The organism is Streptomyces sp. NBC_00354 (genome assembly GCF_036106915.1).
Taxonomy (GTDB): Bacteria; Actinomycetota; Actinomycetes; order Streptomycetales; family Streptomycetaceae; genus Streptomyces.
The window spans coordinates 4,363,227-4,378,639 of record NZ_CP107983.1; the positions used below are offsets into that span (position 1 = coordinate 4,363,227).

The following is a 15,413-nucleotide window of genomic DNA, read 5'->3' on the forward strand; positions in this document are numbered from 1 at the left end:
TAGTGGACACGATTGCCAGTCTGTTCAGCTTTATCACCACGCCCGTCTCGTGGGTCATCGTCCAGTTCCACAGCCTGTACGGCGCGATCTTCGGCCCGGACAGCGGCTGGGCCTGGGGCTTGTCCATCGTGTCCCTGGTGGTCTTGATCCGTATCTGCCTGATCCCGCTCTTCGTGAAGCAGATCAAGGCGACGCGAGGCATGCAGGCGCTCCAGCCGAAGATGAAGGCGATCCAGGAGCGCTACAAGAACGACAAGCAGCGCCAGTCCGAAGAGATGATGAAGCTGTACAAGGAGACGGGTACCAACCCGCTCTCCTCGTGCCTGCCCATCCTGGCGCAGTCTCCGTTCTTCTTCGCCCTGTACCACGTGCTGTCGTCCATCGCCAATGGCGAGACCATCGGCGTCATCAACCAGTCGCTGCTGGAGAGCGCGCGTCAGGCGCACATCTTCGGTGCCCCGCTGGCGGCGAAGTTCACGGACAGCGCCGAGAAGGCTGCCTCCCTGGGCGCCTCGATCACGGATGTCCGCATCGTGACCGCGGTCATGATCGTCATGATGTCGCTGTCGCAGTTCTACACCCAGCGCCAGCTGATGCAGAAGAACGTCGACCTTTCGGTCAAGACGCCGTTCATGCAGCAGCAGAAGATGCTGATGTACATCTTCCCGCTGATCTTCGCGGTCATGGGCATCAACTTCCCCGTGGGTGTTCTCGTCTACTGGCTGACCACGAACGTGTGGACCATGGGCCAGCAGATGTACGTGATCAACCAGAACCCGACCCCCGGCAGCAAGGCGCAGGACCAGTACCTGACCCGTCTGCTGAAGCACGTCACCACGCACGGCGACGTCAAGGGCCGGGGCAAGAAGAAGATCGTCGCGGCGATCGTGGCCAAGGGCCCGGACCGCAACGACAACGAGCGCAAGTTCATCGCGGCTCTCACGAAGCAGGGTCTGGCTGCCCAGGCGGACGGGTCTGTGATCAAGAGTGTCGAGGCCACGGCCGATTCGGACGCTGCAAGCGGCGGTGCCGCCAAGCGGCAGCAGCCGAAGCGGCAGTCGAAGTCGCAGCGTCAGACGCCCCCCAAGCCCTCTTCCAAGAAGTGAGAAGGAGTCTCTCCCGTGACGGAAGGCACCACCACCGCCGCCGCTGAGAGTGGCGACACCCTGACCCGCCTCGAGCAGGAGGGCGAGATCGCGGCCGACTACCTCGAGGGTCTGCTGGACATCGCCGACCTGGACGGGGACATCGACATGGACGTCGAGGCTGACCGGGCCGCCGTGTCGATCGTCAGCGACTCGGCCAGCCGCGATCTGCAGAAGCTCGTGGGCCGTGACGGTGAGGTCCTGGAGGCTCTGCAGGAGCTCACCCGCCTCGCTGTGCACCGGGAGACCGGGGACCGCAGCCGGCTGATGCTGGACATCGCCGGGTTCCGTGCGAAGAAGCGCGAGGAGCTGGCCGCGCTGGGCGCCCAGGCGGCCGCAGACGTGAAGGCGTCGGGTGAGCCGCTGAAGCTGGCGCCGATGACGCCCTTCGAGCGGAAGGTCGTCCACGACGCCGTGGCGGCTGCCGGCCTGAAGAGCGAGTCGGAGGGCGAGGAGCCGCAGCGCTTCGTCGTCGTGCTCCCGGCCTGATCGCAACCCTGAGTGTTCGGCCCCGTCTGTGTCGCAGACGGGGCCGAAGTTTGTCAGCCTGGCAGTGTCCGTTCGGGCGGTGCCAGTTCGAGCAGTGCGTTTTCAACGATCCATGCGGTACGGAAGGACGGTCCCCGTGACGGAGGCAGCGGAGCTTCCCCCGGCGCCTGAAGAGGCGCGCGCGGTGTTCGGCGAGTTTTTCCCGGAAGCTGTGCGGTATGCGGAGCTGCTGGCGGACGCGGGGGTCAAGCGCGGTCTGATCGGCCCGCGTGAGGTGCCACGGCTGTGGGAGCGGCACCTGCTGAACTGCGCGGTGTTGTCGGAGGTGGTGCCCCAGGGCGTCACCGTGTGCGATGTCGGCTCGGGTGCCGGCCTGCCCGGTATCCCGTTGGCTCTGGTGCGGCGCGATCTGAAGATCACGCTGCTGGAGCCGCTGCTGCGCCGTACGACCTTCCTGCAGGAGGCCGTGGAGCTGCTGGGCCTGGACCACGTCACGGTGGTGCGCGGCCGGGCCGAGGAGGTTCTCGGCAAGGTGCAGCCGGTGCATGTGGTGACGGCGCGTGCCGTGGCTCCGCTGGACCGGCTGGCAGGCTGGGGCGTGCCCCTGCTGCGTCCGTACGGGGAGATGTTGGCCCTGAAGGGCGACACCGCCGAGGAGGAGCTGGTGGCGGCCAAGGTCGCGCTGGCGAAGCTGGGTGTGGTGAAGACCTCGGTGCTGCACGTGGGCGAGGGTGTGGTGGATCCCATGTCGACGGTGGTCCGGGTCGAGGTCGGAGAAAGCCCCGGTGGGGTGAGGTTCGCGGCCAAGCGGGCTAAGGCTGCTCGTACCAGCCGGACCCGTCGGCGTCGCTGATTTTCGGGGGCATTGCGCCCTATAGGTATGGATTTCGGAGTGTCGTAGCGGCCTGATGACTCCGTCCGGGCATCGTGTTTCACGTGAAACGTCGCTCTCTGCTGCACGGAATCATCAGCCGCGGCCGTGCGGCTGCGTCCCCTCGCGATCGCAAGAACAAAGGGGGGACGGAGTTGTCCACATCGGTGGATTCATCCACAGGAGTACGGGCCCCGCTGGTTCGCGACCCCGATGCCATGGCAGGCTCTGTCCATCGCGAGCCTGATGTCGAGGAGAGTGACACCGTGCGGTCCGACGCCAACCTCGCGGGGCCGATGGCCGATCCGGTCCCCGGTCCCCGCTCTGAATCGGCGGGCGAGGATGTTTCACGTGAAACATCGTCGCCCCTTGTAGACAACGACACGCCCATCGGCCGTGCCGCCCAGCTGGCGGTCGAGGCGCTGGGGCGCGCCGGCGAGGGGCTGCCCCGCCCGGAGCAGACGCGGGTCATCGTGGTCGCCAACCAGAAGGGCGGCGTGGGCAAGACCACGACGACCGTGAACCTGGCGGCCTCGTTGGCTCTGCACGGTGCGCGGGTCCTGGTGGTCGACCTCGACCCCCAGGGCAACGCCTCCACGGCGCTGGGTATCGACCACCATGCGGATGTGCCCTCGATCTACGACGTGCTCGTGGACAGCCGTCCGCTGCTGGAGGTCGTCCAACCGGTGGTGGACGTGGAGGGGCTCTTCTGCGCTCCGGCCACGATCGACCTGGCGGGTGCGGAGATTGAGCTGGTGTCGCTGGTGGCCCGGGAGAGCCGGCTGCAGCGGGCCATCCAGGCGTACGAGCAGCCGCTCGACTACATCCTCATCGACTGCCCGCCCTCGCTGGGGCTGCTGACGGTGAACGCACTGGTGGCCGGCGCCGAGGTGCTGATCCCGATCCAGTGCGAGTACTACGCGCTGGAGGGATTGGGCCAGCTGCTGCGCAACGTCGACCTGGTGCGGGCCCACCTGAACCCCACGCTGCATGTCTCGACGATCCTGCTGACGATGTACGACGGCAGGACCCGGCTGGCTTCGCAGGTGGCGGAGGAGGTGCGCACCCACTTCGGCAAGGAGGTGCTGCGCACGAGCATCCCGCGGTCGGTGCGTATTTCGGAGGCGCCGAGCTACGGCCAGACGGTGCTCACTTACGATCCGGGTTCCAGCGGTTCTCTCTCCTACCTGGAAGCGGCGCGTGAGATCGCGCTGCGAGGGGCCGGAATTTCGTACGACGCCCAGCACGCCCATCTGGGCGCGGGCATGAACAGCACGCAGAGTGTGGCGGAGGGGATCCAGTGAGTGAGCGACGTAGGGGTCTGGGACGGGGGCTCGGAGCGCTGATCCCCGCAGCTCCGCAGGAGAAGACGCCGCCGGTGATCGGTGCCGGGTCGACGTCCCCGTCAGCGGTGCCGGTCATGACATCGGAGCGCGGGATCGCGGCGGCGAAGCTGGCTGCGCTGGCGCAGGCGGATGTTTCACGTGAAACATCGGCGGTCGCGGTCGCGGTGGCGGATGAGCCGGAGGCAGTGGAGCCCGAGGCCAATGTGGTCGCCGGGGCGACGTTTGCCGAGCTCCCGATGGACGCGATCACGCCGAACCCGCGGCAGCCCCGTGAGGTCTTCGATGAGGACGCGCTGGCGGAGCTGGTGACCTCCATCCAGGAGGTGGGTCTGCTTCAGCCGGTGGTGGTGCGGCAGTCAGCTCCCGGCCGCTACGAGCTCATCATGGGTGAGCGCCGTTGGCGGGCTTGCCGGGAGGCCGGGCTGGAGCGCATTCCGGCGATCATCCGGGCGACGGACGACGAGAAGCTGCTGCTGGACGCACTGCTCGAGAACCTGCACCGGGCGCAGCTGAACCCGCTGGAGGAGGCGGCTGCGTACGACCAGCTGCTCCAGGACTTCAACTGCACGCACGACCAGCTGGCGGACCGTATCGGGCGCTCGCGCCCGCAGGTGTCGAACACGCTGCGTCTGCTGAGGCTGTCGCCGCCGGTGCAGCGCCGCGTGGCCGCGGGCGTGCTCTCTGCGGGGCATGCACGGGCGCTGCTGTCGGTGGAGGAGTCCGAGGTCCAGGACCGGCTGGCACACCGGATCGTGGCCGAGGGTCTGTCGGTGCGTGCGGTCGAGGAGATCGTGTCGCTGATGGGCTCGGAGCCCTCCGGAGCCGTGAAGCCGAAGGGTCCGCGGGCGGGCGCCCGGGTGGCTCCGGCGCTCAGCGAGCTGGCGACCCGGCTGTCGGACCGGTTCGAGACGCGCGTGAAGGTGGATCTGGGCCAGAAGAAGGGCAAGATCACCGTCGAGTTCGCCTCGATGGAGGATCTGGAGCGGATTCTGGGGACGCTGGCGCCGGGCGAGGGCCGGGTGCTGGAGCAGGGTCTGTCCGGGGAGTGAGTCCCCGGCCGCCGAGGGGCGGGTCGTGCCGGTGCGAACCGGCGCGGTCCGCCCCTTTGCCTTGTAGCGGTTTCTCCTGATTCGGGCAGTGGATACGATGCGCTCATGGGGCGTCGGTTGGTACCACTCACGCTGGACAACCTTCAGGACCTGCCTCGGCGTTGCCGGTCCTGTGTGTTCTGGGAGTTGGATCCGGTGAGCGGCGAGGCCGCCGTGAAGGCGGGGACTCCGGCGCTGGAGAAGGAGGCGTGGATCTCCGCCGTCCTGCTGGAGTGGGGTTCGTGCGGTCGTGTGGTCTACGTGGACGACGTCCCGGTGGGATTCGTGCTGTACGCGCCGCCGGCGTACGTACCGCGGGCCGCGTCCTTTCCGACGAGTCCGGTGTCGCCGGATGCGGTGCAGCTGATCACCGCGTGGATCATGCCGGGTTATCAGGGCCAGGGCCTGGGGCGGGTGATGGTCCAGACGGTGGCCAAGGATCTGCTGCGACGCGGTTTCCGGGCGATCGAGGCCTTCGGTGACGCGCGGTGGGAGGGCCCGGCTTGCCTGCTGCCTGCGGACCACCTGCTGGCCGTGGGCTTCAAGACGGTGCGGCCGCATCCCGTGCACCCGCGGCTGCGGCTGGAGATGCGCTCGACGCTCTCGTGGAAGGAAGACGTGGAGCTCGCGCTGGACCGGCTGCTCGGTGCGGCGCGGAAGGAGCCCGCGCTGCGCCCGCTGTGATGCGCGAACGGGGCCGCCCCTCGAAGGGGCGGCCCCGTTTCACGTGACCGGGTTGCTCAGACGCTTCAGACGGCCGGCTTGATGGTCACGAAGCCGTCGAGGTCACGCAGGATGGCGGCCTTCGGCTTGGCGCCGACGATGGTCTTGACGACCTCGCCGCCCTGGTAGACGTTCAGGGTCGGGATGGACATGACGCCGTACTTGGCGGCCGTGGCCGGGTTCTGGTCGATGTTGAGCTTGACGATCTCGATCTCGTCGCCGTACTCGGCCGCGATGGCCTCCAGGGACGGGGCGATCTGGCGGCACGGGCCGCACCATTCGGCCCAGAAGTCCACCAGGACGGGCTTATCGCTGGCCAGAACGTCTGCGTCGAAGCTTGCGTCGGTCACGGTCTTGAGGGTGCCGGCCACTGCGGCCTCCTAATTCTTGCTGCGGTGTGGGGTGGGGGGTGTGCGTGGGGGTCAGACCGTCGCGTGCGCCTTCTCGGCGTCCGCGAGGGCGGCGAGGAAGCGCTCGGCGTCGAGGGCCGCGGAGCAGCCGGTGCCCGCGGCGGTGATGGCCTGACGGTACGTGTGGTCCACGACGTCGCCGGCGCCGAACACGCCGGTGAGGTTGGTGCGCGTCGAGGGGGCGTCGACCTTGAGGTAGCCGTCCTCGTCGAGCTCCAGCTGGTCCTTGAACAGTTCGGTCCGCGGGTCGTGGCCGACGGCGATGAAGAGGCCCGTCACGGGGAGCTCGAAGGTCTCACTGGTCTTGGTGTTGCGGAGGGTGAGACCGGAGAGCTTCTGCTCGCCGTGGATCTCGGCGACCTCACTGTCCCAGGCGAACTTGATCTTCGGGTCGGCGAAGGCGCGGTCCTGCATGGCCTTGGAGGCGCGCAGGCTGTCGCGGCGGTGCACGATGGTGACGGACTTGGCGAACCGGGAGAGGAAGGTTGCTTCCTCGATCGCGGTGTCGCCGCCGCCGACGACGGCGATGTCCTGGTCCTTGAAGAAGAATCCGTCGCAGGTGGCGCACCAGGAGACACCGCGGCCGGAGAGGGCGTCCTCGTTGGGCAGTCCCAGCTTGCGGTGCTGGGAGCCAGTGGTGACGATCACGGCCTTGGCGCGGTGCACGGTGCCGGCGGTGTCGGTGACGGTCTTGATCTCACCGGTGAGATCAACGGACACGATGTCGTCGGGGACGAGCTCGGCGCCGAAGCGCTCGGCCTGGCCGCGCATGTTGTCCATGAGGTCCGGGCCCATGATGCCGTCCTGGAAGCCGGGGAAGTTCTCGACCTCGGTGGTGTTCATCAGCGCGCCACCGGCGGTGACGGCGCCTTCGAAGACCAGCGGCTTGAGCGAAGCGCGTGCGGTGTACAGGGCGGCGGTGTAGCCGGCCGGCCCGGAACCGATGATGATCACGTTTCGTACGTCGCTCACGGGTTTCTTCCTCGTCTCTGTGGACTGCACGCTGCTTGCCTGAGGGGCCGGTGTGTTGTCTCACCCCACCCAACGGATCCTACGGCGCATGCATTCCCGGCCCGTTCCCTCGCGGGCCCGAAGGTGTCAGCTTCGTGGGTATGTCCTGGTCAGCAATGGTTTGCTGGGGTCGGCAGACGGGGTGTTCGTGCACTCGGTACCCACGAGGTAGGCGTCCACACGGGCAGAGTTGCCAGGGTGCGGTAGGACGAGGAGGTAGACCTCGGTGCCCTCGTAGCTGCCCCGTTCGGCGGCGAGCGGGGTGTCGGGGCGACCGGTGGCGCCCTGGACACAGGGCGGGACGGACGAGGCTTCCGTGCGGTTGCGGTCGCCGGGGACCAGCCCCGGTGAGGGAGTGGTGTTCTCCAACCCGTACGTGTTGTTCGGCTGTTCCCCCTGCGGGGCGGTCTTGGCGCCCTGTTCGGGGACCAGGAGCCGTCGGACGCTGTCCTGGAGGCCCTGCGCGGTGTACGTACCGTCGGCGGGGGCCTCGGCGGCCGCGCTCGTGCCCGATTTGCGGGCGGCGGTGTCCGGAGAGCCGGTTCCGAGCAGGTTGCCCGCAAGGAAGATGCCGAGGGCGCAGGCAGCCGCTCCGGCCAGGCCTGCGATGACGGCGATCCGGCGGCGGGCGCGGCGGCGCCCGGGGCCGGTTGCTCCGGCCGGGTGCCCGGCCGGCCGCAGGGTGCCCGGACCGACGGGTGCGGCAGGCGATGTTTCACGTGAAACATCGCTCGGCGTGCCGGGTCCGGAGGCCGGGACGGCCCCGGCTCTGGGCGTCGTGGAGTCGAGGAGGGCCTCGGCGGCGAGGGCCGCGTCGATGCGCCCGGCGATGTCGGAGGGCATCCGCGGAGGCCCCGGCAGGGTGCCGAGGAGCGCCCGGATCTCCTCCAGGGAGGCGTGGACGTCGGCGCACAGCGGGCAGTCGCCCAGATGTCGAAGTACCTCGGCGGTCCGGACCGGGGACAGGAGCCCTTCGGTCAGGTCGGAGATCTCCGAGACGTCAGGGTGCCGGATCGTGCCGGTTGTGGGAGTCACGTTCGTCCACCTCCGCCCTTCACCGTGTCTGCGTCTGGGGCTGGCTGACTGGGGTCTGCCGCTGGTGGGACGGGTGTCCCCGGCGTCCGGTTCCTTCCCCGCTCGGCGGCGGTGTTATCCCCGGCATTCGAGCGCAGATGAGTGAGCATCGGGAGGAGTTTCGCCCGGCCGCGCGCGCACCGGCTCTTCACCGTGCCGGTGGGGACGTCGAGGATACGTGCGGCCTCGGCGACGGGGTATCCCTGCATGTCGACGAGGACGAGGACCGCCCGCTGCTCGGCCGGGAGCGTGCCGAGGGCGGCCAGGAGCTGCCGGTGGAGCTCCTGGCGCTCCGCAGGCGCCTCGGCGGACTCGTGGGGCTCCAGGAGGCGCTCCAGGCGCTCTGTGTCGTCGAGGGGCGCGGTCCTGCGGGAGGCCGCCTTGCGGGCCCGGTCGAGGCAGGCGTTGACGGTGATGCGGTGCAGCCAGGTCGTGACGGCCGATTCCCCGCGGAAGGTGTGGGCGGCCCGGTAGGCGGAGACGAGGGCGTCCTGCACGGCGTCGGCGGCCTCCTCGCGGTCGCCGAGCGTGCGCAGGGCCACGGCCCACAGCCGGTCGCGGTGCCGCCGTACGAGCTCCCCGAAGGCGTCGGGATCACCGGAGACATGCAGCGCCAGCAGTTCCCGGTCGCTCCGGTCGTCTCCCGTTGCTGAGTGCATCACACCTCGCTTCTTCCCGGGATGGAGCGTAGAGCCTGTGCGGTCCGCGCACGAGGGGCCGGTTCATACGCCGGGAGCCACGGTGCGGCGGGGGATGCCTCCCCGGCCGCACCGTGGCTCCGTCGGCTGTGCGGGTGGCTCAGCCGGCCTGGCCGAGCACCTTGATCTCGTTGATGCCGCCGCGGTAGCCGCCGGTGCCCTCCGAGGGCAGTTCGGTGATGTGGATCAGCACGTAGCGGGTGCGGATGGGGGCGTCCAACGTCGTCTGAAGCTTGCCCTCCGTGCGCCCCAGTTTGACGATCGGCTGGGTGAAGGCGGAGACGGAGCCTGGGTTGGCGGCCTCCGGGGGCGCGGCGAGGACCTCGGCCGTCTGACCGGCGACCCACATGTCGACGTCGATCCCGGAGACGTTCTGCACCGAGCCCAGGTCGACGATGATGCCGCTGCCGTCGTTTGCCGTTTCCAGGTTCCCGAACTTGGCGTAGTTCACGTACCGGGGAGTGATCCACCCGGGTGCGGGGTCTCCGTCGATGGTCTTGTCAGCGGTTTCCGGCTTCACGGAGTTCCCGAGGACCGAAGCGTGCTTGATCGCCAGGCTCTTGCCGGGGTCGGGCTGCTGCGGGGTGTCGTTGTTCTTCGGCTGCGTCTGGTTGCTGCCGTTGCCGCCGGAACCGGCGTTGTTGCGTCCCAGCAGGGTGTCGGCGAGCTGCCAGCTGCCCAGGCCGAGGGCGGCGATCAGCAGGGCCGCGACACCCCACTTGATGACCCGGCCGGTACGGCTCTGCAGCGGGGGCGGTGGAGGCGGGACAGCGCGGGTCGGGGCCGTGGGCGCACCGGGCGGCATGGGCCGGCCGTAGCTGCCCTGCTGGTAGGTGGTGTGCTGGTACTCGGGAGGCGGGGTGAAAGCGGGCTCCGGCGGCCGGATGCGGGGCATCGCGGCGACGGCCTTGGCCAGCTCCTCCGGGGTGGTGCAGGCGGGCTCCTGACGGGAAGCGGTGGCCCCGTCGTTGGCGAGGGCGCGCATGGCGAGCTCACCCAGCCCCCGGTGCACCCCGGCGCGGACCTGGTCGGGGGCGATCAGGCCGACGCCCTTGGGCAGGCCGGTGAGGCCGTAGGCGTCGACCTCGTACGGCCAGCGCTGGGTCAGGGCGGCGTACAGGAGTGCGCCGATGGCCTCGGTGTCCGCACGCTGCGGGGTGTCGCTGGTGATGCCGCGCAGGGCGGCGTTCACGGCGAGCCCCCGGATCCGGTACTGGCCCGTGGAGGTGCGGAGTATGGCGCTGGGCGTCAGGCGCAGGTGGGCCAGGCCCTCGCGGTGCGCGGCGGCCATGGCCTGGGAGACCTGGGTGACGAGCTGGTAGGCCTCGTGGGGCTCCAGGGGGCCCGCGGCGAGGAGCGCGGTCAGCTCGGTGGCGTCGGGCAGCCACTCGTGGACGACGTAGACGAGGTCGTTCTCCTCCACGGCGTCGAGGACGTGGACGAACCGGGGGTCGCCGAGCAGCGCGGAGGAGCGGGCTGCGGCCAGGACGGCGCGGGCCCGCGGGTGGTCGGCAGGCAGCAGATGGACGCCCACGGCCCGGCGCAGCTTCTCGTCCATCGCACGCCAGCTGCTGAATCCGTCCAGACGGGTGACGCACTCTTCGAGGCGGTAGCGCCTGGCGAGCTTGTGGCCGCTGTGGAGTTCGGGGGCGGCAGCAGGGGCCGCTTTTCTGCGTTCGCCGTCCTTTTCGGGCATGCGTCCGTCCGCGGCTCGTCCGTTCTGGGTGTCCACCCCGTCGGCCATGGCCTTCGCCGCATCTGCGGCCGGCGGCTCGTCGCCGCCGTTGTCGGCCACGTCGACGGCAGCCGTGCTACGTTCCGCCACCGTCGTTCCTGCCTCCCCATCCGTTACGCGCTGTCGGCCAGTCTGCGAAGCCATGCCAATTGTGCCCACAGTCCGGCGCTATGCACGACACGCGAAGGGGTCCGACGGTTGTGCGCATTCAGCGCCCCATGCGTCCGCGAACCATTCCGACCATGGCGTTGAGCTCTTCGATGCGCATCCTCTTGGCAGCCACGAGGAAGACGACGGCCAGCGCGACACCGCCGGCGGCCAACGCGGCGAGGGAACCGGTGACTCCGCTGCCGAGCCACTGGGTGACAGCGTAGGCGGCCGCACCGGCCACGGCGGCCGCGGGGACGCAGGCGCCGGTGAGGCGGGCGTAGGTGCGCATCACGTGGGCGCCGTCGAGGTCGCCGCCCAGTCGGTTGCGCAGGCGACGCCAGGCGACGCCGACGCCGACGGTGTAGCCGAGGCCGTAGGCGGCCGCCATGCCGACGACGGCCCAGCGTGCGGGGAGCACGAAGAACGCGGCGGTGGAGACGGCCGCGTTGACGGTGGCGACGATGACCGTGTTGTAGAAGGGGGTCCGGGTGTCCTCGTAGGCGTAGAACCCGCGCAGGACGACGTACTGGACGGAGTACGGGATGAGTCCGAGGCCGAAGGCCATCAGGACGTAGCCGATGTTCTGGGCGCCGGAACCGGAACCGGCGTACAGGAGCGTGGCCATGGGGACGCCGAGGGCGAGGAACGCGAAGGCGCACGGCACGATCGCGACGGCCGAGGTGCGCAGCCCGTACGAGATGTCGTCGCGGACGGCGGCGGCGTCCCCGTCGTGGGCGGAGCGGGAAATACGGGGCAGGACGGCCGTCATGACGGAGACGGTGATGATGGCCTGCGGCATCTGCCACAGCAGCAGCGCGTAGTTGTAGGCGGTGATGCCGGTGCCCGGGTGGCCCTGCTTCTCGGCGACGGATCCGGCCCAGGTCGCGAGCTGGGTCACGACGACGAGGCCGATCTGGTTGGCGAGGACGAAGAAGAACGTCCACTTGGCCAGGCGGGCGGCCTTGCCGAGGCCGTGGCCCCGCCAGTCGAAGCGCAGACGCGGCTTGAAGCCGGCGTCGCGCAGGTAGGGCAGCATCGCGAGCGCCTGGACGGTGAGGCCCAGGAGGGTGCCGAGGCCGAGCAGGCGGACGCCGTCGGCCGTGACGGTGGTGGCACTGACACCGGAGGTGGTGAAACCGCCGAAGGCCCAGATGAAGGCCCCGAACGTGGCGATGACGACGATGTTGTTGAGGACGGGGGTCCACATCATCGCGCCGAACCGGCCGCGTGCGTTGAGGATCTGGCCGAGGACCACGTGGATGCCCATGAAGAACATGGTCGGCAGGCAGTAGCGGGCGAAGGCGACCGCGACGTCCATCTGCTGGGGGTCTGAGGCGAGCTTTGGCGACATCATCGTGATGAACACCGGTGCGGCGAGCACGCAGATGGTGGTGATGGCGGCCAGCAGGACCACGACGAGGGTCAGGAGGCGGTTGGCGTACGCCTCGCCTCCGTCGTCGTCCTGCTTCATGGCCCGCACCAGCTGCGGGATGAAGACGGCGTTGAGGGCGCCGCCGCCGACCAGCACGTAGATCATCGTCGGCAGGGTGTTGGCGATCTGGTACGTGTCGTTGAACGTGCCGACGCCGATGGCACCGGCGATGACGAGGGTCCGCAGGAAGCCGGTGATGCGGGAGACGATCGTGCCGGCGGCCATGAGGGCGCTGGACTTGAGCAGGCTGGAGGCGCGGCTGGCGGGCTTGCTCGGTGCCGGGGCGGCGACGGGGGGGTCCTCGGCCGGGGTGCCGGGAGCCCCCTGCTGGTCCCGGTAGAGGTGCGCGAAGGCGTCGGGCTCGGGCTGCTCGTCCGCCGCCTTGGTGACCAGGGAATCCACTCCGACGAACTGGGTGGTCGTGGCGTGGTCGCCGTAGGGCAGGTGCCGGGAGGGCCCGTCCGGCTCGGGCGGCGGGGTCTGCGCCCAGACCTGCGGGTCGGGGGCGTACACAGGGGCCTGCGGCGCCGCGTAGAGCGGGCCGGGCTCCTGGTAGGTGCCGGGCGGCGGCGGCGGATGCGAGGCCCGGTCGTACAGGACCTCGGCGACGGGATCCTGGGCCGACAGGTCCTGCGACCGGTAGGGGTCGTGGTCGTAGGCGTCCTGGACATACGGGTCGCGGTCCGGCGCGGGCGCAGGCACGGGAACCTGCCCGGGCACCGGGGTGCCCGGGGCAGTGCCCTGGGAGGGCGCGGGCCCACCAGTGCCCTGCGCGCGGTCACCGTCGTACGGCGCGTTCATCGAAACCCCACCTCATCGTCCCCAGGCCGACCGGCCACGGCATCGCTCAACGGTCCACTGTCTCACCCGTGCCGGACGGCCCGGTGCTTTGCGGTCCGGTGTCCGGAGTCTCGTCACTCGGCTGCGTGCTCTCCTCGGCGGCCGCCCGGGCCGCTACGCGCTTGCGGCTGGCGTACATCTTGATGCCAGCCAGGACGAGGAGCAGGACGCCGCCGGCGATGACGAGCATCACTGTGGGAGTGATCTCGGTGGCCTCGACGGTGAACTTGCGCTGCTTGCCGTACGGCACGCCGTCCGTGGTGAAGAGCTGCGCGGTGACCTCGACGGGGCCGCTCGCGGTGGCGTTGGCCGTGAACTTCACCGTCTGGCTGTGTCCGCCCGTGACGGTCACTTCCTGCTCGGCCTGGCCGCTGTCGCCGAACATCAGGCGGGTCGGGTTGGCCGACTTCACCCGCAGGACCAGGTTGTGGACGTCCTGGACGAGGCTGTTCTGGACGCTGACCGGGATGGTCGCGCTGTGTCCGGACAGGGTGGCGTCGGACTTGGGGACGACCTTGACCTTCTCGGTGAGGCCGATCAGGTACTCCTGCACCTGGTCCCGGTAGAGCCGGCCCTCCTCGGGGCGGCCCCGCCAGGAGGTGGACATCTCGCGGTTGGTGGTGTTCCCGAAGGGGATCTCCACGCGGTCGGGCGCGGTGAGGATCACCTTGAAGTGGTCCAGGGTGTTCTGGGTCGTGCGGATCTTCTCGAAGGCGGAGACCGGAAGCTCCGTCTTGCGCAGCGCATCGGGGTACTGGCCAGCGCCGGGGACCTGGGTGTTGACGCCCGGGTCGGGCTTGGCGGCGGCCGCGGCCTCGAGGTCGGCCGGCTGGGTCCAGCGGCCCGCCTGCAGACCCCGCAGGGCGGCTGCCATCGTCTGCACCTGGCTGGAGGAGGGCATCCGCTGCGGGGTGACGACGAAGCTGCGCTGGTTGTCGGTCTTCTGCAGGTTCAGGGCGAGGCTCTGCGCGAGGAAGCGCTGCACGGCCAGGGTGGAGTTCCCGGCGCCCAGCATGTCGCCCTGGAAGGCGGTGGAGAGATCGGCGTCCGCGACGACGGCCGTGGTGCCCGCGCCGATGGGACGGGCGGCCGAGGGGGTGTAGCCCAGGGCGCCGGTCTCCTGGAGGCTGTCGCTGCGCGTGAGGACGTTGTGAGCGCCCGCCGAGGTGGCCACGTTGACGATCGACGGGTCGATGGCACCGTCCACGGGCCAGGAGAAGTCGGTGGACGGGGAGACGTGCAGCACCGTCTCCACGGCCTGCTTCGCCTTGTCGGTGGCCGGCCGCAGCTGGCCCAAGGTGCCCGAGACGTCTTTGCCCTGATGGGCGAGGGAGGCGATGTCCGGATCGGCGAACGGCAGCGCCACGATCTTCTTGCCCTGGACCGCGGCTTCCAGGGAGCTCAGCCACTGCTCGGCGACGGCCTTGTTCTTGCCCTGGACGATCCGCCCGTCCGGCGTGCGGAACCGGTAGCCCTTGGTCATCGCGTCGACCGTGTAGAGCAGATCGGGGTCGATGACCCAGGTGACCGGCAGGTCCTTGCCGAGGGCGACCATCTGCTGGAGGCGCCCGCCGGACTTGAGCTCCTCGGCGAGCGAGTCGTCGAGGAAGACGGGGGTCTGGAGCTCGTCCGAGCCCGTCTCCGCCGTCAGGTGCGTGCCGGAGATCAGTGGCCACACGTAGGTGAGCTGGGAGCGCTTGGAGGCAGCCTCCGGCTGCCAGGGCAGGAAGGTCCGCTTGATACCGAGCACCTGCTCGTACTGGCGGCTCTCGGTCTCGCCTGACAGCGAGACGCCGAGCTGGTAGACGCCGTCCTTGTCCAGCTCCAGCTTGTTCACCGGGATGGTGAGGGTGAAGTCCTGCTTGACCTTGGACGGCAGCGAGGGGATCTTCACGGCATAGGCCGGATCGATCTCCCCCGGATCCGTGCCGGCCCGGAACCCGGCGCGTTCCGCGGCCTCGTCGATGGAGGCCCGGTCGCCCAGGGCGGGCCCGACCCGCAGGCCCACGTGCGCGCCGGTGATCGTCTCGCGGCCGTTGTTGACCACGCTGCCGGAGATGGTGAGCGTGTCTCCCTTGACCGGGGCCGCGGGGGCCATCCCGTCCAGCTGCACGTCGACGGCACCCGCCTCGGCGGCCTGGGCGGTCTGGGGGGCGGGCGAGTAGACCAGAGCGGCGAGCACGGGGGTCCCGGCCAGCAGAACGACTGCCCGCCGCAGCCAGCGGCGCCGGGCAGGTGCGGGGGGTGTCCCCTGGATGTCTGCCGCCTCGGCCACGCGCTGCCCGTCCCTCGAAGTGTCAGTGGTCGTCTTATGTGCGTCCACGCATGGTAACGAGACGCGCTGTGCGCGCGTGCCGCGCCTTGCTCCACATGATCGTGGCCGCCCCGGCGGCACCGCAGG

Annotated in this window: 13 protein-coding genes; 6 read left to right on the forward strand and 7 right to left on the reverse strand. The window is 69.9% G+C overall.

Annotated elements, in window-relative coordinates; all coding sequences use genetic code 11:
• Nucleotides 1-2: 2 nt before the first annotated feature.
• From yidC to OHT74_RS19825, 6 genes are all read left to right on the forward strand, one after another.
• Entirely contained in the window at nucleotides 3-1,106 is a 1,104-nt protein-coding gene (gene yidC / locus OHT74_RS19800) for a membrane protein insertase YidC (RefSeq protein ID WP_266665734.1), read from the forward strand.
• Between the two features lie 15 nt (nucleotides 1,107-1,121).
• The gene (locus tag OHT74_RS19805) at nucleotides 1,122-1,634 is read left to right on the forward strand and encodes a Jag family protein (RefSeq protein WP_030153171.1); all 513 of its coding nucleotides are present in this window, start codon (nucleotides 1,122-1,124) and stop codon (nucleotides 1,632-1,634) included.
• 136 nt (nucleotides 1,635-1,770) lie between these two features.
• The gene (rsmG, locus tag OHT74_RS19810; protein WP_266665735.1) at nucleotides 1,771-2,487 is read left to right on the forward strand and encodes a 16S rRNA (guanine(527)-N(7))-methyltransferase RsmG; all 717 of its coding nucleotides are present in this window, start codon (nucleotides 1,771-1,773) and stop codon (nucleotides 2,485-2,487) included.
• 236 nt (nucleotides 2,488-2,723) lie between these two features.
• Nucleotides 2,724-3,809: a ParA family protein gene (locus tag OHT74_RS19815; RefSeq protein WP_323139574.1), complete on the forward strand. Its 1,086-nt coding sequence runs from the start codon at nucleotides 2,724-2,726 to the stop codon at nucleotides 3,807-3,809.
• Nucleotides 3,806-4,900 carry a ParB/RepB/Spo0J family partition protein gene (locus tag OHT74_RS19820; protein ID WP_266665736.1) on the forward strand — a complete coding sequence of 365 codons (1,095 nt, stop codon included), beginning with the start codon at nucleotides 3,806-3,808 and terminating at the stop codon, nucleotides 4,898-4,900. Before OHT74_RS19815 ends, OHT74_RS19820 begins: the two co-directional genes overlap by 4 nt.
• Nucleotides 4,901-5,005: 105 nt before the next feature.
• The gene (locus OHT74_RS19825) at nucleotides 5,006-5,623 is read left to right on the forward strand and encodes a GNAT family N-acetyltransferase (RefSeq protein ID WP_266627574.1); all 618 of its coding nucleotides are present in this window, start codon (nucleotides 5,006-5,008) and stop codon (nucleotides 5,621-5,623) included.
• 65 nt (nucleotides 5,624-5,688) lie between these two features.
• Here the strand turns inward: OHT74_RS19825 and trxA are convergent, their stop codons facing one another.
• The 7 genes from trxA to OHT74_RS19860 all read right to left on the reverse strand — a co-directional run bounded on the left by trxA (nucleotide 5,689) and on the right by OHT74_RS19860 (nucleotide 15,287).
• Nucleotides 5,689-6,033, reverse strand: a complete 345-nt coding sequence (trxA, locus tag OHT74_RS19830) for a thioredoxin (protein ID WP_266665737.1) — start codon at nucleotides 6,031-6,033, stop codon at nucleotides 5,689-5,691.
• Nucleotides 6,034-6,084: 51 nt separating this feature from the next.
• Complete coding sequence (gene trxB / locus OHT74_RS19835) at nucleotides 6,085-7,044, reverse strand: thioredoxin-disulfide reductase (protein ID WP_266665738.1); 960 nt, start codon at nucleotides 7,042-7,044, stop codon at nucleotides 6,085-6,087.
• Nucleotides 7,045-7,170: 126 nt separating this feature from the next.
• On the reverse strand, nucleotides 7,171-8,118 hold the full coding sequence (locus OHT74_RS19840; RefSeq protein WP_328620940.1) for an anti-sigma factor family protein: 948 nt from the start codon (nucleotides 8,116-8,118) through the stop codon (nucleotides 7,171-7,173).
• Nucleotides 8,115-8,816 (reverse strand): RNA polymerase sigma factor SigM, encoded by a 702-nt coding sequence (sigM, locus tag OHT74_RS19845; protein WP_266665740.1) that lies wholly within the window; start codon nucleotides 8,814-8,816, stop codon nucleotides 8,115-8,117. The genes OHT74_RS19840 and sigM overlap by 4 nt, the downstream gene beginning before the upstream one ends.
• A gap of 139 nt (nucleotides 8,817-8,955) precedes the next feature.
• Nucleotides 8,956-10,680 (reverse strand): protein kinase family protein, encoded by a 1,725-nt coding sequence (locus OHT74_RS19850; RefSeq protein ID WP_266665741.1) that lies wholly within the window; start codon nucleotides 10,678-10,680, stop codon nucleotides 8,956-8,958.
• A 118-nt stretch (nucleotides 10,681-10,798) separates the two neighbouring features.
• A complete protein-coding gene (gene murJ, locus OHT74_RS19855) occupies nucleotides 10,799-12,973 on the reverse strand; it encodes a murein biosynthesis integral membrane protein MurJ (protein WP_328620941.1) in 2,175 nt (724 codons plus the stop codon).
• A 46-nt stretch (nucleotides 12,974-13,019) separates the two neighbouring features.
• Nucleotides 13,020-15,287 carry a DUF6049 family protein gene (locus tag OHT74_RS19860; RefSeq protein ID WP_266665743.1) on the reverse strand — a complete coding sequence of 756 codons (2,268 nt, stop codon included), beginning with the start codon at nucleotides 15,285-15,287 and terminating at the stop codon, nucleotides 13,020-13,022.
• Between the last annotated feature and the right edge of the window lie 126 nt (nucleotides 15,288-15,413).